We start from the raw sequence: 19,833 nt of genomic DNA on the forward strand, positions 1-19,833 counted from the left end.
ACGGGACGGTGGAGAGCCGCCGCCGGGCAAGGAGGGCCGCATGACTGTACGGCGAGTGATGGGCATCGAGACGGAGTACGGCGTTTCCGTTCCCGGACACCCGAACGCCAACGCCATGCTCACCTCCTCCCAGGTCGTGAACGCCTACGCCGCGGCCATGCACCGCGCCAGGCGGGCGCGCTGGGACTTCGAGGAGGAGAACCCCCTGCGGGACGCCCGCGGCTTCGACCTCGCGCGGGACAACGCCGACGCCAGCCAGCTGACCGACGAGGACATCGGCCTGGCCAACGTCATCCTGACCAACGGCGCCCGCCTCTACGTCGACCACGCCCACCCCGAGTACAGCGCCCCCGAGACGACCAACCCCATGGACGCGCTCCTGTGGGACAAGGCGGGGGAGCGGATCATGGCCGAGGCCGCCCGCCGGGCCGCCGAGGTGCCGGGTGCCCAGCCGATCCACCTGTACAAGAACAACACGGACAACAAGGGCGCCTCGTACGGCACCCACGAGAACTACCTGATGAAGCGGGAGACCCCGTTCTCCGACATCGTGCGGCACCTCACGCCGTTCTTCGTCTCCCGCCAGGTGGTGTGCGGCGCGGGCCGGGTGGGGGTCGGGCAGGACGGCGGCGAGCACGGCTTCCAGCTCAGCCAGCGCGCCGACTACTTCGAGGTCGAGGTGGGCCTCGAGACGACGCTCAAGCGGCCCATCATCAACACCAGGGACGAGCCGCACGCGGACGCCGAGCGGTACCGCCGCCTCCATGTGATCATCGGCGACGCCAACCTCGCCGAGCTGTCCACCTATCTCAAGCTGGGCACCACGGCGCTGGTGCTCTCGATGATCGAGGACGGCTTCATCGCCGTGGACCTCGCGGTCGACCAGCCGGTGCGTACCCTGCACCGGGTCAGCCACGACCCCTCTCTCAGGGAGCTTGTCACCCTCCGCAGCGGCCGCACGCTGACCGCGGTCCAGCTTCAGATGGAGTACTACGAGCTGGCCAGCAAGTATGTCGAGGAGCGCTGGGGCTCGGACGCCGACGAGCAGACGATCGACGTGCTGACCCGCTGGGAGGAGGTCCTCGGCGCCCTGGAGCGCGACCCGATGAGCCTGGCGGGCCAGCTCGACTGGGTGGCCAAGCGCGAGCTGATGGAGGGCTACCGGCGCCGTGACGGCGTCGGCTGGGACGCCGCGCGCCTGCACCTGGTGGACCTCCAGTACGCCGACGTGCGCCCCGACAAGGGCCTGTACAACCGCCTGGTGGCGCGCGGCCGGATGAGCACGCTGCTGTCCGAGGAAGACGTGACGGCGGCCCGCGTCGACCCGCCCCAGGACACCAGGGCATACTTCAGGGGCCGCTGCCTCGACCAGTACGCGGACGACGTCGCGGCGGCGTCCTGGGACTCGGTGATCTTCGACCTGCCCGGCCGTGACTCGCTCCAGCGGGTGCCGACGATGGACCCGCTGCGCGGCACCCGGGAGCATGTCAAGGACCTGCTCGACCGCTGTGAGACGGCCGAGGATCTTGTTCGCGCCCTCTCGGGCGGCTGATTCGGCCCGGATCCGGGAATCATGGAGGTGGTTCCCGGACGTTGTAGCAAAGAAGGGCCGATGTCAGCCCCGGCTAGTAGGGTCTGATCTTGATACGTCGAGCTGAAGCATGGGGTGAGGGAGATGGCGACCAAGGACACCGGCGGCGGCCAGCAGAGGGCGTCGCGCACCAGCGAAGAGACCGAGGAGCAGACTCAGGACGCGGAGGTCTCGGAGGACCTCAAGGAGCGCCAGGAGGCTCTGACGGAGGACGTGGACTCCGTCCTGGACGAGATCGACGAGGTCCTGGAGTCCAACGCCGAGGATTTCGTGCGGAGTTTCGTGCAGAAGGGCGGCCAGTAGCCCGCCCGCCGGGAAGCGACGCGACCCGGGTGGATCTTCAGCGCATGACGGGTAGGGTCCGTGGCATACGCTGCCTCCAGCCCCGGCCGCACAGCCGGACCGGGGCGGCGGACCGTTTCTCCTGACTGGAAGGAAACCTGTGGCGGCCAACTCCCACGACCAGGGGCGACTCCCGGCAGCCTTCCTGCGGCCGGGGTCCTCCTCTTTTCTGGACTTCCTCTCCGACTACGCCCCCGAGCGGCTCCCGGGAAGCCAGGCGCTGCCCCCCGTCGAGGGCGCGGTCGAGGCCGTCCACGGCACCACGATCGTCGCCGCCACCTTCGCCGGCGGCGTGGTGCTCGCCGGTGACCGCAGGGCCACCATGGGCAACATGATCGCCCAGCGCGACGTCGAGAAGGTCTTCCCGGCCGACGAGTACTCCGCGGTGGGCATCGCGGGCACGGCCGGGCTCGCCGTCGAGCTGGTGAAGCTGTTCCAGCTGGAGCTCGAGCACTTCGAGAAGGTGGAGGGCCATGTCCTCTCCCTCGAGGGCAAGGCCAACCGGCTGTCCACCATGATCCGCGGAAATCTCGGCATGGCCTTGCAGGGCCTGGCCGTGGTGCCGATGTTCGCCGGGTACGACCTGGAGCGCGAGCGCGGCCGGATCTTCTCCTACGACGTCACCGGCGGCCGTTCCGAGGAGCTGGGCTTCGCGGCCGTCGGGTCCGGTTCGATCTTCGCCCGGGGCGCGCTGAAGAAGCTGCACCGCGAGGACCTGACGGAGCGGCAGACGGCCACGGTCGTGGTGCAGTCGCTCTACGACGCGGCCGACGACGACTCGGCGACGGGCGGTCCCGATCTCGCCCGCCGGATCTTCCCGATCGTCACGGTGATCACCGAGGATGGGTTCCGCCGGCTCGGCGAGGCGGAGGTATCCGAGATCGCCAGGACGGTCACCGAGGGCCGTCTCTCGCAGCCGAACGGCCCGCTGGCCCCGGTGCTCTAGCCGCCATCGCGGCACACCGAAGATTTCCGACGGACAGGACAGGAAGGGACGAGTAGCCGGTGTCGACGCCGTTCTATGTCTCACCCCAGCAGGCCATGGCGGACCGCGCCGAGTATGCCCGGAAGGGCATCGCGCGCGGGCGTAGCCTGGTCGTGTTGCAGTATGCCGACGGCATCGTGTTCGTCGCCGAGAACCCCTCGCGGGCGCTGCACAAGGTCAGCGAGATCTACGACCGGATCGCCTTCGCCGCGACCGGGAAGTACAACGAGTACGAGAGCCTGCGCATCGGCGGCACCCGGTATGCCGACCTGCGCGGCTACACGTACGACCGCGAGGACGTGACGGCCCGCGGGCTGGCGAACCTCTACGCCCAGACGCTGGGCAACATCTTCTCCAGCGCCGCCGAGAAGCCCTACGAGGTGGAGCTGCTGGTCGCCGAGGTCGGTGAGACCCCGGCCCACGACGAGATCTACCGCCTGCCGCACGACGGCTCGATCATCGACGAGCACGGCTCGGTCGCCGTCGGCGGGAACTCCGACCAGATCGGCAGCTATCTCGACCAGCGCCACCGCGACGACCTCAGCCTGGGCGAGGCGCTGCGGCTTGCCGTCGAGTCGCTCACGCGCGACAGCAACGGCGGGGAGCGGGAGTTGACCGCCGATCAGCTCGAAGTCGCGGTCCTCGACCGGAACCGCGCGCAGCAGCGGAAGTTCAAGCGGGTGTCGGGACCCCAGCTGGCCAGGCTGCTCGACGAGGGCCAGACCACCCCGGCCGCCGAGGAGTCGCCCGACAGCGCCCCCGAGGACGGCGACGACGACGGGAAGTGACCGCGGGGGATCCCGCCCGTGACCCCCCTGACGCCCCGGTGCCCTACGGCGCCGGGGCGTTCGTCCGTCCTGGGGCAGGCGGGGCCGGTGGCGGCGGCGCGGTCGAGCCGCGCGGGGTCAGCGTGACGGGCAGTACGGTCGTTCCGCCGCGCTCGCCCGCGAGGGCCGCGAGCAAGGCCCGCATCCCCGCCGCCCCCAGCTCATCGGCGGGCAGGGAGACGGTGGTCAGCTCGGGCTCAACGGCGGTGGCCACGGCCAGGTCGTCGAAGCCCGTGACCGAAAGATCGTCGGGGATCCGGATGCCGAGGCGCCTGGCGGCCTTGCAGGCGCCCGCGGCCTGGAGGTCGTCGTCGCACACGAGCGCGGTGGGCCGGTGCGCGACGGCGAGGGCGCGCTCGGCGGCGACGAGGCCGCCCGTGACGTCGATGGGGGCGCGTTCCGTGGTGACCAGGCGCGCCCCTGGCACCGCGGCCAGCTCGTCGGCCAGCACCCGGGCCCTGACGCCGAATGTCCAGGACGGCACGTCGGCCGCGACATGGGCGAAACGCCGGTGGCCCAGGTCGAGCAGGTGCCGGACGACCAGCCGCATGCCGGTGGCGATGTCGGGGTTGACCGTGGCGGCGGCGCCGTCGCCCGGCTCGCTGTCCAGCATCACCAGCGGCATGCCGTCCCCGCTGAGCGCGGCCAGCGCGTCGGCGGCCATCGAGGACGCGAGCACCCCGTCGAGGGTCGCGCCGGCCGAGGCGAACGGGTCGGCGGCCCGGCCGATGCCGGTGGGCGGGGAGTAGAGCACCACCCCGACGTCGTGCTCGGCGGCGACCCTGACGGCGCCCGCGTGCATGCGGGCGAAGAACTCGTTGGTCAGCGCGGGCACCACCACGAGCGCCGTGCGGCTGCGGCCGAGCCTGAGGGTCCTGGCGGCGAGGTTCGGCCGGTACCCCAGCTCGCGGGCGGCCTCGCGCACCGCCGCGGCGCGGGCGGGCGAGACCCGGCCGCGCCACCGCTCGCGCAGCACGAGCGAGACGGTCGCCTGGGACACCCCGGCGCGCCGGGCGACGTCCCGGCTCGTCGGCCTCGTCGGCCTCGTCGGCTTCGACGGCATCGCGTTGCTCATGGCCGGCTCCTGTCGTCCTTGGCCCCCTCCGACCCCCCGCGATCTCCCGGAGCGTGCCCATCGTACGTACAATCAGCAGGCGTTATACGTAAAACTTCTCTGAGGGGCGGGCCCATGGCCACGGGCTATCTGGAGCTGCTGCGGTCACGGCACGTGCTGCGGCTGCTCACCGGCACCCTGGTCGGGCGGCTGCCGCACGGCACGGCGGCGCTGGCCATCGTGCTGTTCGCCCGGGCCGAGGGCGGCGGGTACACGCTGGTCGGCGCGCTGTCGGGCCTGCACGGCCTGGCCACCGCGATCGGGCAGCCGCTGCTCGGGCGGCTCGTCGACCTCTACGGGCAGCCCCGCGTGATGGTGCCAGCCGCGCTGGTCTCGGCCGCCTCCATGGGCCTGCTCGCCGCCGTCGGGATCGAGCCGCTTCCGCTGGCCTGCGCGGCGATCCTGATGGCCGGGCTGACCACCCCGCCGCTCGAGGGCGGCCTTCGGGCGCTGTGGTCGAGCGTGCTCGGCGACCCCGAGCGCGTGCACCGCGCCTACGCGCTGGACGCGGTCGCCCAGGAGCTGATATTCGCCGGGGGACCGCTCGCGGTGATGCTGCTCGTCGCCACGTGGTCCGAGGCCGCGGCCCTGCTGGTGATCAACGCCGTCGGCGTGCTGGGGGCGTTGTCCGTGCTGCTCTCCGGGCCGTCGAGGCGGTGGCGGGGGGCGCCGCGGGAGGCGCACTGGCTCGGCGCGCTGCGCTCGCGCGGGCTGCTGGCGCTCCTCGGCTGCTTCTTCTTCGTCGGGGGCGCCCTCGGCGCCATCTCCGTGGCCGCCGTGGCGTACGCGGACGCGAGGGGCGACGAGCTGGTGGCCACCTATCTGCTCTCCGCGCTCGGCGGCGGCGCCCTGGCGGGCGGGCTCTGCTACGGGGCGAGGCACTGGCCGGGCGGACCCGAGCGGAGGCTCGCGCTGCTGGTCACCGCGCTCGCCGTCGGCTATCTGCCGCTTGCCCTCGTACCCGCATCCGTGCCGGTGATGACGCTGCTCCTCGGGGTCGCGGGGATCTTTCTCGCGCCCGCGCTGGCCTGCGCTTTCGTGGTCATCGACCGGCACGCGCCGGCCGGGACCGTGACCGAGGCGTTCTCCTGGATGGTGACCACGTTCGGCGTCGGCGCCGCGCTCGGCACCGCCGTGGTCGGGCCCGCCATCGAGTGGGGCGAGGACGCGGCGGGGTTCGCCGTGGCGGGCGGCTCGGGCCTCCTCGCGGTCGCCGTGCTGGCCGCGACGCGGCGTGTTCTCGCAGCTCCCGGGGGTGTCCCCGGGCCCGCCGCCGGATCGCAAAATGATCGAAACGCCGCACTCGAACCCGGTTTCAGAAGCGGGCATCGGGCGTAATGTTCACTCATGGACCGCCGAATCTTCGGGCTGGAGAATGAGTACGGCGTCACTTGCACGTTCCGTGGCCAGCGCAGGCTGTCTCCGGACGAAGTGGCCCGTTACCTCTTCCGCCGAGTCGTGTCATGGGGCCGGAGCAGCAATGTGTTCCTGCGCAACGGCGCCCGGTTGTATCTGGATGTCGGTTCGCACCCCGAATACGCCACCCCCGAGTGCGACAACGTCACCGAGCTCATCACCCACGACAAGGCCGGCGAGCGCGTTCTCGAAGGGCTTCTCGTCGACGCGGAGCGGCGCCTGCACGAAGAGGGGATCGCCGGCGACGTCTACCTGTTCAAGAACAACACCGACTCCGCTGGCAATTCGTACGGCTGCCACGAGAACTATCTGGTGGCCCGACACGGGGAGTTCTCGCGGCTCGCGGACGTGCTGATCCCGTTCCTCGTCACCCGGCAGGTGATCTGCGGCGCGGGCAAGGTGCTCCAGACGCCGCGCGGCGCGGTCTTCTGCGTCAGCCAGCGCGCCGAGCACATCTGGGAGGGGGTCAGCTCGGCCACGACCCGCTCCCGGCCCATCATCAACACCAGGGACGAGCCGCACGCGGACGCCGAGCGGTACCGCAGGCTCCATGTGATCGTCGGCGACTCGAACATGTCGGAGACGACGATGCTGCTCAAGGTCGGGGCCACCGACCTGGTGCTGCGGATGATCGAGGCGGGCACCGTGATGCGCGACCTCACCCTGGAGAACCCGATCCGGGCCATCCGCGAGGTGAGCCACGACATCACGGGCCAGCGCAAGGTGCGGCTGGCCACGGGGCGCGAGGCGTCGGCGCTCGAGATCCAGCAGGAGTACTTCGAGAAGGCCCTGGACTTCTGCGAGCGGCGCGGCATGCGCACCGGGGTGACCGAGCAGGTCCTCGAGCTGTGGGGCCGCGCCCTCGAGTCCATCAGGGCGCAGGAGCTCGACAAGATCAACACCGAGATCGACTGGGTGATGAAGTACCAGCTGATCGAGCGGTACCGGGCCAAGCACAACCTCACGATGTCGCACCCGCGGGTCGCGCAGATAGACCTCGCGTACCACGACATCCATCGCCGCCGCGGGCTCTACTACCTGCTGGAGCGCAAGGGCCAGGCGCAGCGCATCTGCAACGACCTGAAGATCTTCCAGGGCAAGTCGGTCCCCCCGCAGACCACCAGGGCACGGCTGCGCGGCGACTTCATCCGCCGCGCCCAGGAGCAGCGGCGCGACTTCACCGTGGACTGGGTTCATCTGAAGCTGAACGACCAGGCGCAGCGGACCGTGCTGTGCAAGGACCCGTTCCGTTCGGTGGACGAGCGGGTCGAGAAGCTGATCGCGGGGATGTGACCGGCGTCCGGCGGCGCGCCCGCCGGCGTCGCGCGCGAAGGCCGTAGGGTGGGGCGGGACCAGTGGGGTCCCGCCCCCGCCCTCGTCTATCCCGAGTTGGACTCATGATCCCGATCGAACGAGCGCGCCGCCTCGTGGTGGTGCTTGCCGTACCCGCCCTGCTGCTGACCGCCGCCTGCGGCTCCGACGACGGCGGGTCGGAGTCCTCCGATCCGGAAGGGCCGGTGGCCACCGTCACGGGGGAGGCTGGCGAGCCGCCGGAGATCACGCTCGAGGACGGGGCCCAGGCGGGCTCCGAGTCCGTCGTGGAGGTGCTTTCGGAGGGGGACGGCGACGAGGTCCAGGACGGGGACTTCCTTCGGGTGGATGTCGTCGGCAGGGTCCTCGAGGCCGACATGGAGCTGCTCAACACCTGGAACGGCAACCCCCAGGCGCCCGAGGACGCCCCCAGGACCCAGTTCGTGGTCCAGGTGGGCGCCGCCGCGTCGATGCCCGAGGCCGCGACGACGCCCCTGGTGGGTACGAAGGTCGGCAGCCGGGTCCAGGTCGAGGGTCCGGTCTCGGACATGCTCGGCCCCGGCGCGGCGCAGGCGGGGATCGAGGAGGACGACGGGGTCGTCTGGGTCTTCGACATCGCGGCCGCGTCCGACGTCGACCCGGCCGCGCACGCCGAGGGCGACCAGGCGGCGGTCGATGAGGGCCTGCCCGAGGTGGAGGTCGGCGACGCGGGCCCCACGATCACCGTTCCCGAGGGCGAGGACCCGCCGTCGGAGCTGCGGCAGCAGACCCTCATCGAGGGTGAGGGGCCCGTGGTCGAGGCCGGGGACGGGCTGATCGCCCACTACACCGGCGTGCTGTGGGACGGCGGGGAGCAGTTCGACTCGTCGTGGGAGCGTGAGATGCCCTCGGGCTTCCAGATCGGCACGGGCTCGGTCGTCCCTGGCTGGGACGAGGGGCTGGTCGGCAAGAAGGTGGGCGACCGGGTGCTGCTGGTGATCCCGCCCGACCTGGGCTACGGCGAGCAGGAGGCGGGCAACGGGGCCATCCCGGCGGGCTCGACCCTGGTGTTCGTCGTGGACATCGTGGGCCTGGTCTGACGCCGCGCGCGTCCACCGCCCGCGAGACGTACGAGAGTCCGACAGGAGAGTTGTGGTGAACATCGACAAGCCCGAGGTGGACTTCCCCGGGGGCGAGCCGCCCGCCGATCTGGAGATCAAGGAGATCTGGGAGGGGGACGGGCCCGTCGCCGAGGCGGGGGCCGAGGTCTCCGTGCACTACGTCGGGGTGGCGTTCAGCAGCGGCGAGGAGTTCGACGCCAGCTGGAACCGCGGCACGCCGCTGCGCTTCCAGCTGGGCGCCGGGCAGGTCATCCCGGGGTGGGACCGCGGCGTGCAGGGCATGCGCGTCGGCGGGCGGCGGCAGCTGACCATCCCGCCGCACCTGGCCTACGGGGACGCGGGCGCTGGCGGTGGCCGCGTCAAGCCGGGGGAGACGCTGATCTTCGTCTGCGACCTGTTCTCGGTCTGAGCCGATCGTCACAAGCGGTACGGTGGGCCCATCCCTTCGGGGGTGGGCCCACCGCGTTGAGGAGAGAGGGCGACGCGTCGATGGCGATTGCCAAGGCCGAGCGGCTGATGAACCTTGCCCTGTGCCTCCTGGGATCCGGACGCCCGCTGAGCAAGCGGGACCTGCGTACCTCGATCGAGGCCTATCTCGAGGTGACGTCGGAGGACGCGTTCAACCGCATGTTCGAGCGTGACAAGGACGACCTGCGCGAGCTCGGCATGGTCATCGAGACCGTCGAGAGCGTCGAGGGCGACATCGGCTATGTCGCGCGCCGCGACCGGAACCAGCTGCCGCCCGTCACCCTGGACGCCGAGGAGGCGGCCGCGCTGGTGCTGGCCGCCCGGGTGTGGCAGCAGGCGCGGCTCGCGGGCGCGGCGAGCGGGGCGTTGCAGAAGCTGCGGGCCGCCGGGATGCCGCTGGCCGAGGAGGAGCCCGAGGGGTACGGCGCGCTGGAGCCGCGCGTGCCCGCGGGGGAGGCCGCGTTCGAGCCGCTGATGATCGCGTGCCGGGACCGCAGGCCCGTGACGTTCGCCTATCGCAAGTCCAACGCCGCCAAGCCGGAGAACCGGCAGGTCGAGCCGTGGGCCCTGGAGTGCTGGCGCGGCCACTGGTATCTGGCGGGCTTCGACCGCGACCGGGGCGCGGTGCGCGTCTTCCGGCTCTCCCGGATCGTCGGGCGGGTCAAGTCGCGGCTCGGGACGTTCACCGCCGAGGTGCCGGGGCAGGTGGCCGTCAGGGAGAGCGTGGCGCGCTGGGCGGGGGAGCACGCCACGGGGCAGGCGCGGATCCGGCTGCGCGCCGACGCGGGATACCCGCTGCGCGCCCGGGCCACCGAGGCGACCCCGGTGAACGGGGAGTGGGATGAGCTCGAGATCCCCTACGGGCACGGTCTCGGCGCCTGGCTCGCGGAGTTCGGCCCCGATGTGATCGTGCTCGAGCCCGCGGAGCTGCGGGCGGACGTGGTGGACCGGCTGCGGGCCGTGGCCAAGGGCTAGGGAGTGAGTGACTGACATGGCGACGACCGCCATCGACCGGACCCGGCGGATGCTCTCCCTGGTGACCTATCTGAGGGAACGCCCGGGCGCGCGCGTCGACGAGGTGGCGCGGGCGTTCGGCATCTCGTCCGACGAGCTGATCTCCGACCTCAATGTGCTGCCCATGTGCGGCACCAGCTTCAGGGGCGGGGACCTGCTCGACATCGACACCGACGGCGAGCACATCTGGTGGCACAACGCGGACGCCGTAGGCTCGGGCACCGGGCAGCCGCTGCGGCTCGCCGCCGACGAGGCGACCGCGCTGCTGGTCGCCGCGCGCGCCGTGGCCACGCTGCCGGGGCTGCGCGACGGCGACAGGGACGCGCTGCTGCGGGCCACCGCCAAGCTGGAGACGGCCGCGGGCGAGAGCGCGGGGGCCAGCTCGCGCCTCTCGGTGACGTTCGAGGCGGAGGGCGGGGTCTTCGCCGACGTGGACCGGGCCATCACCGAACGCCGCAGGCTGCGCATCAGGTACTACTCGCCGGGGCGCGACGAGCTGACCGACCGGGAGATCGACCCGATCCGGCTCTTCGCGGTCGGCCACACCTATGTCGAGGCGTGGTGCCGCAGGACCGAGGCGCGGCGGACGTTCCGCCTCGACCGGGTGGCCAGGATCGAGCTGCTCGACGTGCCCGCCGACCCGCCGCCCGTGGAGCCCCGGGATCTGAGCGAGGGGCTTGTGCAGCCCGCGCCCAGCGATCCCGAGGTGGTGATCGAGGTCGGCCCTGGCGGGCGCTGGGTCGCGGAGTACTACCCGCATGACGCGGCCGACGAGCTGCCCGACGGTGGCCTGCGCGTGACGCTGCGCACCCCCGACCCGGCCACGCTGCGCCGGCTCGCGCTGCGGCTCGGCGGCGACGGGCGGATCGTCTCGCCGCCCGAGCTCGCGGACAGCGCGCGGGAGGCGGCGCGGGCCGCGCTCGAGCTGTACGGGGAGGTGGCGTAGCGGTGTTCTGGCCGATGACGCAGCTGGTGCTCGCGTTCTGCGGGGTGGCCGTGCTCGGAGTGCTCGCGGTGCGCGTGGGGATCGAGGTGCGGCGCTTCGCCCGCGCGGTGGGCGAGGGCGCCGAACGGATCGGCGCGGCGGCCGACCGCCTTGAGCGCTCGGCGCGGCCGCTTGCGGCGCGCGGGGGGAGTGTACGGCGGACGTACGGCGGGAACAGCCCGGAAGAATAGGCGGATGCGCGGGCATTGCTTTGCGTTCACCCTTGCGCGTTAAGATTGCTGCTCGTGTGTCGGCCGATCCGGAATGACCGTGTCCGGGCGGCACGAAGGTCATTCCCCGGATGAGAGAGTAGACGGACGATATGGGCTCGATCTCACCTTGGCACCTGCTGGTCGTCTTCCTCGTCGTCGTGATCGTCTTCGGGTCCAAGCGGCTGCCGGACACCGCGCGCTCGCTCGGCAAGTCGATGCGCATCCTCAAGAGCGAGACGGCCGCCCTGAAGAAGGACGGCAAGGCGGGCGACGCCGGGGAGCCCGCGGACGCCGCGCCGCTGGCGCAGCGGACCATCCAGGCCGCCCCAGGGGACACCGAGAGCGCCCGCCCCGTGGACGAGCCGAAGCGCAGCGCCCAGGGCTGACGCCCCACCGGTGGCAGGAGTGAGGTCGGGCGGCCGGACGGGTTCCGGCCGCCCCTTGAGGTGAGGACGTGCCGGTGCCCAAGGCCGCGCGGAAGAAGCAGAAGGACCCCGAGGGGCGGATGCCCCTCACCGAGCACCTGCGTGAGCTGCGCAACCGGCTCGCCATCTCGGTGGGCGCGGTGCTGGCGATCACCATCGTGGCGCTCTTCTTCGCCAGGGACATCATGGAGATCCTCACGGATCTGATGCCCGACTGCGAGGAGGTCAACGACACCGCGGACGCGGTGCGGCAGTGCGACACCCAGCTCACCCAGCAGGGCCTCACCTCGCCGTTCGCCACCTACTTCCGGGTCTCGCTGCTCGTCGGCCTCATCGGCGCCGCGCCGGTCTGGCTCTACCAGGCGTGGGCGTTTATCGCGCCCGGCCTGCACAGGAACGAGAAGAAGTACGCGCGTGCGGTCGTCGGCGTCGGCGTGCCGCTGTTCCTGAGCGGCGTCTACTTCGCCTACTGGCTGCTGCCCCGGGCCATCCCGGTGCTGCTCGGCTTTAGCCCCGACGGCGTGCAGAACCTCGTGACCGTCGAGGAACTGCTCGACATCACGATCCGGATGGCGTTCGCGTTCGGACTCTCCTTCGAGCTGCCGCTGCTGCTCGTCCTGCTGAACCTCGGCGGCGTCGTCACCGGCAAGCGGATGCTCGGCTGGTGGCGCTGGATGGTGCTCGGCATCGCGATCTTCGCGGCCGCGATCACCCCGACCGACCTGATGTCGATGATCGCCCTCCAGGTCCCGGTCACCGGCCTCTACTTCATCGCCTGCGGCATCGCCCTGCTCAACGACCGGCGTCGCCAGCGCAACGACCCCGACGCCGAGCTCGACGACGACGAGGCGTCCGACCTCGACCTGACCCCGTCGGCCATCGAGCCGGTGGAGTCGGTGTCGGCGTCGCGCGACGACGGGGGCTCATCCCGGGTCAACGGGTTCGACGACGCGACCTGACGCGCGTGGGCGATGACATCACGCTGCTGGTGAATCCGGCGGCGGGCCGGGGCGGTGGCGCGCGCGCCGCCCTCGGCGCGGCCCGCGTGCTGCGGGCCGCGGGGTTCTCGGTGCGCGCCGTGACCGGCGAGGACGCGCCCGACGCGGCGCGCCGCGCGCGGGAGGCGGTGGCCGACGGCACGGGGGCGCTCGTCGCGGTCGGCGGGGACGGCGTGGTCTCGCTCGCGCTCGGCGCCGTCGCGGAGACCGCCACGCCGCTCGGCATCGTCGCCGCGGGCACGGGGAACGACACCGCACGCGCCTGCGGGCTGCCGATACGCGCCCCCGAGGCCTCGGCCACCCTGGTGGCCGAGGCCCTCGCGGCGGGCGCGAGCCGCCGCGTCGACCTGGGCCGGGTGGGGGAGACGTGGTTCGCCGGGGTGCTGGCCGCGGGCTTCGACTCCCGCGTCACCGACCGCGGCAACCGGATGCGCTGGCCGCGCGGCAGGCTGCGGTACGACGCGGCGGTGCTCGCCGAGCTGGCCGCGCTGCACGCGGTGCCCTGCCGGATCCGCCTGGACGGCGGTCCGTGGTGGGAGCGGGACATCACGCTGGTCGCCGTGGGGAACGGGCCGAGCTACGGCGGCGGGCTGCGGATCTGCGCCGGGGCAAGACCTGACGACGGGCACTTCACGGTGACGGTGGTTGGCCCCGTCAGCAGGACCACGCTGGTGCGCGTCTACCCCCGCGTCTACCGGGGCACCCACCTCGGCCACCCCGCGGTGTCCGTGTTCACCGCCACCCGCGTGGAGCTGGACGCCCCCGGCGTCACGGGCTACGCCGACGGCGAATCGCTCGGCCCGCTGCCGCTCGCGGCCAGGTGCGTGCCCGGCGCCCTGCGGCTGCTCGCGCCGCCCCCGGGGGCGGGCTCGGGGGGGTGAGAAGTCCTCGGGTCGGCGGGGGGTGGGGCCGGTAGGCTCGTAGGCACAATGACCGACCACCTTTCCCCTGCGCAGCGGTACGCCGCCGCCAAGCGGCGCGCCGCCGAGCAGGCCACCGCGCTCGCCCCGTTCCGTGAGCTCTACGACTTCGGTCTTGACGCGTTCCAGATCGAGGCGTGCCAGGCCCTCGAGGCGGGGAAGGGCGTGCTGGTCGCGGCGCCCACCGGCTCGGGCAAGACGATCGTGGGCGAGTTCGCCGTCCACCTCGCGCTCGACCAGGGCCGCAAGTGCTTCTACACCACGCCGATCAAGGCCCTGTCGAACCAGAAGTACGCCGACCTGGTCAAGCGGTACGGCGCCGACCGCGTCGGCCTGCTGACGGGGGACAACAGCGTCAACGCCGACGCCCCCGTGGTCGTGATGACTACCGAGGTCCTGCGGAACATGCTGTACGCGGGCTCCTCCGCGCTGACCGGGCTCGGCTATGTGGTCATGGACGAGGTGCACTACCTGTCCGACCGCTTCAGGGGCGCGGTGTGGGAGGAGGTCATCATCCACCTGCCCGAGTCGGTGACGCTGGTGTCGCTCTCGGCGACCGTCTCCAACGCCGAGGAGTTCGGCGACTGGCTCGACACCGTCCGCGGGGACACCGAGGTGATCGTCTCCGAGCACCGGCCCGTGCCGCTGTGGCAGCATGTGCTGGCCGGGCGGCGGCTGTACGACCTCTTCGAGGAGTCGGGCGAGAAGCGCGAGGTCAACCCCGACCTGCTGCGCATGGCCCGCCTGGAGAACACCAGGACGTGGGGCGCGCGCGACCGTTACCGCAACGGCAGGGACCGGCGCAGGGCGGCGGACCGGGAGCGCGAGCGGCGGCAGCGCGCGCGGGTCTACACGCCGAGCCGGGTCGAGGTGATCGACCGCCTCGACGCCGAGGGGCTGCTGCCCGCGATCACGTTCATCTTCAGCCGCGCGGGCTGCGAGGCGGCGGTGCAGCAGTGCCTGCACGCCGGTCTGCGGCTCAACGACGCGGTGGCGCGGGCGCGGGTGCGGGAGATCGTGGAGCGCAGGGCGGCGGCGATCCCTGACGAGGACCTGCACGTCCTGGGGTACTTCGAGTGGCTCGAGGGTCTGGAGCGCGGCATCGCGGCGCACCACGCGGGGATGCTGCCGACGTTCAAGGAGATCGTCGAGGAGCTGTTCGTCCGCGGGCTGGTCAAGGCGGTCTTCGCGACCGAGACGCTGGCGCTCGGGATCAACATGCCCGCGCGTTCGGTCGTGCTGGAGAAGCTGGTCAAGTGGAACGGCGAGCAGCACGCGGACATCACGCCGGGCGAGTACACGCAGCTGACCGGGCGGGCAGGGCGGCGCGGGATCGACGTCGAGGGCCACGCGGTGGTGCTGTGGCAGCGGGGGATGGACCCGGCGGCGCTCGCGGGTCTCGCCGGGGCGCGGACGTATCCGCTGCGGTCGTCGTTCAAGCCGTCGTACAACATGGCGGTCAACCTCGTGGGGCAGTTCGGGCGGCACCGGTCGCGTGAGCTGCTGGAGACGTCGTTCGCGCAGTTCCAGGCCGACCGGTCGGTGGTCGGGATCTCGCGGCAGGTGCGGCGGAACGAGACGGGTCTCGCCGGGTACCGGGAGGCGATGACGTGCCACCTGGGCGACTTCGGTGAGTACTCGCGGCTGCGGCAGGACCTCAAGGACCGGGAGGCGGAGCTGGCACGGCAGGGCGTGGCGCAGCGCAGGGCGGCGGCGCACACGTCGTTGGAGCAGCTCAAGCCGGGGGACATCATCCATGTGCCGACCGGGAAGTTCGCCGGTCTGGCGCTGGTGCTCGACCCCGGCATCCCGGCGGGGCGCAGCGCGGGGCGGCGCGGGATGGAGTTCCACGAGGGGCCGCGCCCTCTGGTGCTGACCGAGCAGCGGCAGGTCAAGCGGCTGGCCTCCATCGACTTCCCCGCGCCCGTCGAGCCGCTGGACCGGATGCGGATCCCGCGCTCGTTCAACCCCCGCAGCCCGCAGTCGCGGCGCGATCTCGCCTCCGCGCTGCGGTCCAAGGCGGGGCACGTCGTGCCGCGGCGGCACCGCAAGCAGCGGGCGGCGGCCGCCGACGACCCCGAGATCGCGCGGCTGCGTGCGGCGATCAGGACGCATCCGTGCCATGGCTGCGCCGAGCGCGAGGACCATGCGCGCTGGGCGGAGCGGTACCACCGTCTCGCGCGGGACACCCGTCAGCTCGAACGGCGGATCGAGGGCAGGACGAACACCATCGCCCGGACGTTCGACCAGGTGGCGGCGCTGCTGTCCGAGCTGGGGTATCTGCGGGACGACGAGGTGACCGAGGACGGCAGGCGGCTGGCCAGGCTCTACGGCGAGCTCGACCTGCTGGCAAGCGAGTGCCTGCGGGACGGCGTCTGGGAGGGCCTGGGGCCCGCGGAGCTGGCGGCGTGTGCGTCGGCGCTGGTCTACGAGGCGCGGTCGGCCGACGACGCGCCCGCGCCCGAGCTGCCGGGCGGGCGCGCGCGGGAGGCGCTGGCCGACATGGTGCGCATCTGGGGTCGCCTCGACGCCCTGGAGGACCAGCACAGCATCAGCCAGGCCACGGGCGTCGGGCAGCGGGAGCCGGATCTGGGCTTCGCGTGGCCCGCCTACCGCTGGGCGCGCGGGCACGGCCTCGACGAGGTGCTGCGCGACGCGGACATGCCCGCGGGCGACTTTGTGCGCTGGTGCAAGCAGGTCATCGACGTGCTGGGGCAGATCGCCGCCGCGGCGCCCGAGGGCGGCACCGTGCGGGGGAACGCCCGCAAGGCCGTGGACGCGATGCTGCGGGGCGTCGTGGCGTACAGCTCGGTGGGCTGAGCCGCGCGCCTTCGCGCCCGCCGGCGGTCGGGGTCAGCGGCGCAGGGCCGCGAGCAGCCGCGTCAGCGAGCCGCCAAGGCCCCAGCGCGCTGCCAGGGCGTCCAGGGCCCGCGGATCGCGCGGGGCCCCGGGCAGCGCGGCGTCGTGGTCGGCCAGCGGGACGTCGTCGGCGACCCTGATGACCCGGGGGGCGACGGCCAGATAGGGCTTCGCCTCGGTGAGCCGCCTGCGCTGGGCCGGGGTGAGCGCCCGGTCCTGGGTGTCGAGGGCGGCCAGGATCCCCGCCAGGTCGCCATAGCGCGCGAGCAGCCTGGCCGCGGTCTTCTCGCCGATGCCGGGCACGCCGGGCAGGCCGTCGCTTGGGTCGCCGCGCAGCAGCGCCAGATCGGCGTAACCAGGGCCGTCCACGCCGTACTTCTCGCGCAGCGCCGCCTCGTCGAAGGACGCCAGGGTGCCCATGCCCTTGACGGGGTAGAGCACGCGGACGCCGCGGGCGTCGTCGATCAGCTGGAAGAGGTCGCGGTCGCCTGTGACGATGTCCACAGGGCCCCGCGCGCGGCGGCTCAGGGTGCCGATGACGTCGTCGGCCTCGAATCCCGGGGCGCCGAGCCTGGCAATGCCGATGGCGTCGAGCACGTCCTCGATGACCGGCACCTGGGGGGAGAGCGTGTCGGGCACGGTCTCGGTGTCGGGGCCTTCGAGGGCCGCCTCGGCGACCCGGTGCGCCTTGTAGCTGGGGATCAGCTCCACGCGCCAGGCCGGGCGCCAGTCGGCGTCCATGCAGGCCACCAGGTCGTCGGGCCTGTGGTCGGTGACGAGCCTGGCGATGAAGTCGAGCAGCCCGCGCACGGCGTTCACCGGGGTGCCGTCGGGGGCGCGCACGGAGTCGGGTACGCCGAAGTACGCCCTGAAGTAGAGCGAGGCGGTGTCGAGGAGCATCAGTCGTCCGGTCACACCCCGGATCATGCCGCACGGCACTGACAGGCGGACGGGCACCGCTGTTCCCACATACTTTCGTTTGGTAAGCTAAATATTGACACTTTCTTGACGCTCCCTTGACCGTCATGTCGTGACCGAGCCATCCGACCGCCAAGGAGTGCGCCATTGGGACACGCCGACACGCTGCTCGCCATGGGCGGGGCCTTCGTGGCCGCCGCCTTCCTCGCCCGCCTCGGGGGCCGCATAGGTCTGCCGACGATTCCGCTGTTCATCCTGGCCGGCATCCTGCTCGGCCCCAACACCCCCGGGTATGTGCTGATCGAGGACGCACACGACCTGGAGATGCTCTCCGCCCTCGGCCTGGTGCTGCTGCTGTTCTACCTGGGCCTCGAATTCCACATGGACGACCTGAGGACCGGCGGCCGCAAGATGGCCATCGCGGGCTCGGCCTATCTGCTGCTGAACGTCGGGGCAGGACTCGGCTTCGGCTTCGCGCTGGGCTGGGGCACCTCAGAGGCGCTGGTGCTCGCCGGCGTGCTGGGGATCTCGTCGTCCGCGATCGTGACCAAGATCCTTGTCGACGCGGGCCGTATCGGGAACAAGGAGACCCGGCCCATCCTCGGCATCATCGTGGTCGAGGACATCTTCCTCGCCCTCTACCTGGCCGCGCTCCAGCCGGTGATCTCGGGCGCCGACGGCGTCACGGGGACACTGCTCGACATCGGGCAGGCGTTCGGCTTCCTGGTGCTGCTCGCGGTGGCGGCGCGCTGGGGGACCGGGCTGATCGGGCGGCTGTTCGCCACCAAGGACAACGAACTGCTCGTCATCTCCTTCCTCGGCGCGGCCGTGCTGGTGTCCGGGGTGGCCGAGAAGGTCGGGGTCGCTGACGCGATCGCGGCGTTCATGGTGGGCCTGATCCTGGGCAACACCGGATCCGGCGACCGCATCAGGGACCTGGTGCACCCGCTGAGGGACGCGTTCGCCGCGATCTTCTTCTTCGCCTTCGGCCTGTCCATCGCCCCAGGCGACCTGCCGCTCGTCATCTGGCCGGTCCTGATCGCCGTCGCGATCACGGTGACGATGAACGTGCTGGCCGGGCTGTTCACCGCGCGGATCTACGGCTTCGGGCCGCAGCCCACGGCCAACGTCGCCACCACGCTGCTCGCGCGCGGCGAGTTCGCGCTGATCCTCGCCACCATGGCGGCGGCGGCCGGGCTCGACAGCCGGCTCTCGCCGTTCATCGCCGGGTATGTGCTGATCCTGGCGGTGGTCGCGCCGCTGGCCGCAGGGCGCTCGCACTGGCTGGCGCGCTGTCTGCCGGGCGGCAAGGCCGCCGCGGCCGAGGGGCGGGAGGAGGATGAGCCCGCGGAGGAGCTCGCGGGAGCCGGGAAGGAGCGGTGAGGCGCCGAGGGGCGCGCGGCGCCTCGTCCCGCTCGTCCCGCTCGTGCCGCTCGTGCCGTCGCTGAGCGAGGCGCAGGGCGCCGCGTTCGCCGAGCTGGAACGCGCGCTGGTCGCCGGGTGCGGGCTGCCGCGCCCGGCGTGGCCCGCGGAGGCGGCGGAGGCGTTACGGGCGCGACCCGGTGCAGTGCGACCGGTGCGACCGCGTTTTCGACGGCGGCCGCGGCGTCCGACGTGTGCGCGGCTGAGGCGCCGCTCGCACGGATTCAGACCGTGGCCGCCCTCGTCAGGGCGCGGACCACGGAGGCGTCGGCCCCCGCCTCCGGGTGCCACTGGATCGCCAGCACGAAGCCGTCGCCGCCCGGGCGTTCGACGGCCTCGACCGTGCCGTCCTCCGCGAACGCCGAGGGGATCAGCGACTCCCCGAGGGCGTCGACCGCCTGGTGGTGGTACGCGGGGACCGAGACGGGGGCGGGGTGGACCTGGGCGAGCGCGGTGCCGGGGACCGGGGTCACCTTGTGCTCGGTGAAGGCGCCAGGGGCGCCCGTGTGGCCCGCTATGTGCTGGCGCAGGGTGCCGCCGAGCGCCACGTTGAGCAGCTGCATCCCGCGGCAGACGCCGAGCAGCGGCAGCCCGCTGGCCAGCGCCGCCTCGATCAGCGCGAGCTCCCACGCGTCGCGCTCCGGCGCGGGCGGGCCCGTGCGCGGGTCGCGTTCGGCGCCGTAGCGCGCCGGGTCCACATCGGGCCCTCCCGCGATGACCAGGCCGTCGAGGCGCGCCACCAGGGACGCCGCCACCGCGGGCGCGTCGTCGGGCGGCAGCAGCGCCGCGACGCCGCCCGCCCGCTGCACCAGCCGGTGGTAGGCGGCGGGCAGCAGGGCCGCGGGCTGGCGCCACACGCCCCAGCGCGCGTCGTTCTCCAGATAGGTGCTGATGCCGATCAACGGGCCGCTCACGGGCGGGACTCC

At 72.6% G+C, this 19,833-nt stretch carries 19 protein-coding genes; 16 read left to right on the top strand and 3 right to left on the bottom strand.

Going from position 1 to position 19,833, the window contains the following annotated elements; translation table 11 throughout:
* Positions 1-40: 40 nt before the first annotated feature.
* The 4 genes from dop to prcA all read left to right on the top strand — a co-directional run bounded on the left by dop (position 41) and on the right by prcA (position 3,706).
* Positions 41-1,552 carry a depupylase/deamidase Dop gene (dop, locus tag DEH69_RS01000; protein WP_113684934.1) on the top strand — a complete coding sequence of 504 codons (1,512 nt, stop codon included), beginning with the start codon at positions 41-43 and terminating at the stop codon, positions 1,550-1,552.
* A gap of 123 nt (positions 1,553-1,675) precedes the next feature.
* A complete protein-coding gene (locus tag DEH69_RS01005; RefSeq protein ID WP_113685115.1) occupies positions 1,676-1,894 on the top strand; it encodes a ubiquitin-like protein Pup in 219 nt (72 codons plus the stop codon).
* A gap of 139 nt (positions 1,895-2,033) precedes the next feature.
* Positions 2,034-2,879: a proteasome subunit beta gene (gene prcB, locus DEH69_RS01010; RefSeq protein ID WP_113684935.1), complete on the top strand. Its 846-nt coding sequence runs from the start codon at positions 2,034-2,036 to the stop codon at positions 2,877-2,879.
* A 59-nt stretch (positions 2,880-2,938) separates the two neighbouring features.
* Positions 2,939-3,706 (top strand): proteasome subunit alpha, encoded by a 768-nt coding sequence (gene prcA / locus DEH69_RS01015; protein WP_113684936.1) that lies wholly within the window; start codon positions 2,939-2,941, stop codon positions 3,704-3,706.
* 43 nt (positions 3,707-3,749) lie between these two features.
* Here the strand turns inward: prcA and DEH69_RS01020 are convergent, their stop codons facing one another.
* The gene (locus tag DEH69_RS01020) at positions 3,750-4,820 is read right to left on the bottom strand and encodes a LacI family DNA-binding transcriptional regulator (protein WP_113684937.1); all 1,071 of its coding nucleotides are present in this window, start codon (positions 4,818-4,820) and stop codon (positions 3,750-3,752) included.
* 114 nt (positions 4,821-4,934) lie between these two features.
* On the opposite strand from DEH69_RS01020, the gene DEH69_RS01025 reads away from it, so the two are divergent.
* From DEH69_RS01025 to DEH69_RS01075, 11 genes are all read left to right on the top strand, one after another.
* Positions 4,935-6,197 (top strand): MFS transporter, encoded by a 1,263-nt coding sequence (locus DEH69_RS01025; protein WP_113684938.1) that lies wholly within the window; start codon positions 4,935-4,937, stop codon positions 6,195-6,197.
* Positions 6,198-6,206: 9 nt separating this feature from the next.
* Complete coding sequence (gene pafA / locus DEH69_RS01030; protein WP_113684939.1) at positions 6,207-7,568, top strand: Pup--protein ligase; 1,362 nt, start codon at positions 6,207-6,209, stop codon at positions 7,566-7,568.
* A 104-nt stretch (positions 7,569-7,672) separates the two neighbouring features.
* Positions 7,673-8,665, top strand: a complete 993-nt coding sequence (locus DEH69_RS01035; protein WP_113684940.1) for an FKBP-type peptidyl-prolyl cis-trans isomerase — start codon at positions 7,673-7,675, stop codon at positions 8,663-8,665.
* Between the two features lie 55 nt (positions 8,666-8,720).
* Positions 8,721-9,095 carry an FKBP-type peptidyl-prolyl cis-trans isomerase gene (locus DEH69_RS01040; RefSeq protein ID WP_113685116.1) on the top strand — a complete coding sequence of 125 codons (375 nt, stop codon included), beginning with the start codon at positions 8,721-8,723 and terminating at the stop codon, positions 9,093-9,095.
* An 80-nt stretch (positions 9,096-9,175) separates the two neighbouring features.
* The gene (locus DEH69_RS01045; RefSeq protein ID WP_113684941.1) at positions 9,176-10,129 is read left to right on the top strand and encodes a YafY family protein; all 954 of its coding nucleotides are present in this window, start codon (positions 9,176-9,178) and stop codon (positions 10,127-10,129) included.
* Between the two features lie 16 nt (positions 10,130-10,145).
* A complete protein-coding gene (locus tag DEH69_RS01050) occupies positions 10,146-11,114 on the top strand; it encodes a YafY family protein (RefSeq protein WP_113684942.1) in 969 nt (322 codons plus the stop codon).
* Between the two features lie 2 nt (positions 11,115-11,116).
* On the top strand, positions 11,117-11,344 hold the full coding sequence (locus tag DEH69_RS01055; protein ID WP_113684943.1) for a hypothetical protein: 228 nt from the start codon (positions 11,117-11,119) through the stop codon (positions 11,342-11,344).
* A 131-nt stretch (positions 11,345-11,475) separates the two neighbouring features.
* Positions 11,476-11,751 (top strand): Sec-independent protein translocase subunit TatA, encoded by a 276-nt coding sequence (tatA, locus tag DEH69_RS01060; protein WP_113684944.1) that lies wholly within the window; start codon positions 11,476-11,478, stop codon positions 11,749-11,751.
* Positions 11,752-11,825: 74 nt separating this feature from the next.
* Positions 11,826-12,749, top strand: a complete 924-nt coding sequence (tatC, locus tag DEH69_RS01065) for a twin-arginine translocase subunit TatC (protein WP_113685117.1) — start codon at positions 11,826-11,828, stop codon at positions 12,747-12,749.
* Positions 12,750-12,754: 5 nt separating this feature from the next.
* The gene (locus tag DEH69_RS01070) at positions 12,755-13,669 is read left to right on the top strand and encodes a diacylglycerol kinase (protein WP_113684945.1); all 915 of its coding nucleotides are present in this window, start codon (positions 12,755-12,757) and stop codon (positions 13,667-13,669) included.
* A gap of 48 nt (positions 13,670-13,717) precedes the next feature.
* Positions 13,718-16,528, top strand: a complete 2,811-nt coding sequence (locus DEH69_RS01075) for an RNA helicase (RefSeq protein WP_113684946.1) — start codon at positions 13,718-13,720, stop codon at positions 16,526-16,528.
* Between the two features lie 33 nt (positions 16,529-16,561).
* Here DEH69_RS01075 and DEH69_RS01080 read toward each other — a convergent pair whose 3' ends face one another.
* Positions 16,562-17,494 (bottom strand): 5'-3' exonuclease, encoded by a 933-nt coding sequence (locus DEH69_RS01080; protein ID WP_181727198.1) that lies wholly within the window; start codon positions 17,492-17,494, stop codon positions 16,562-16,564.
* 165 nt (positions 17,495-17,659) lie between these two features.
* Between DEH69_RS01080 and DEH69_RS01085 the strand changes: the two genes are divergently transcribed.
* Entirely contained in the window at positions 17,660-18,868 is a 1,209-nt protein-coding gene (locus DEH69_RS01085; protein WP_113685118.1) for a cation:proton antiporter, read from the top strand.
* A 263-nt stretch (positions 18,869-19,131) separates the two neighbouring features.
* Here the strand turns inward: DEH69_RS01085 and DEH69_RS01090 are convergent, their stop codons facing one another.
* Positions 19,132-19,821, bottom strand: a complete 690-nt coding sequence (locus DEH69_RS01090; protein WP_113684948.1) for a gamma-glutamyl-gamma-aminobutyrate hydrolase family protein — start codon at positions 19,819-19,821, stop codon at positions 19,132-19,134.
* Positions 19,822-19,833: the final 12 nt, after the last annotated feature.

This window comes from Streptomyces sp. PT12 (assembly GCF_003311645.1).
GTDB lineage: Bacteria > Actinomycetota > Actinomycetes > Streptomycetales > Streptomycetaceae > Streptomyces.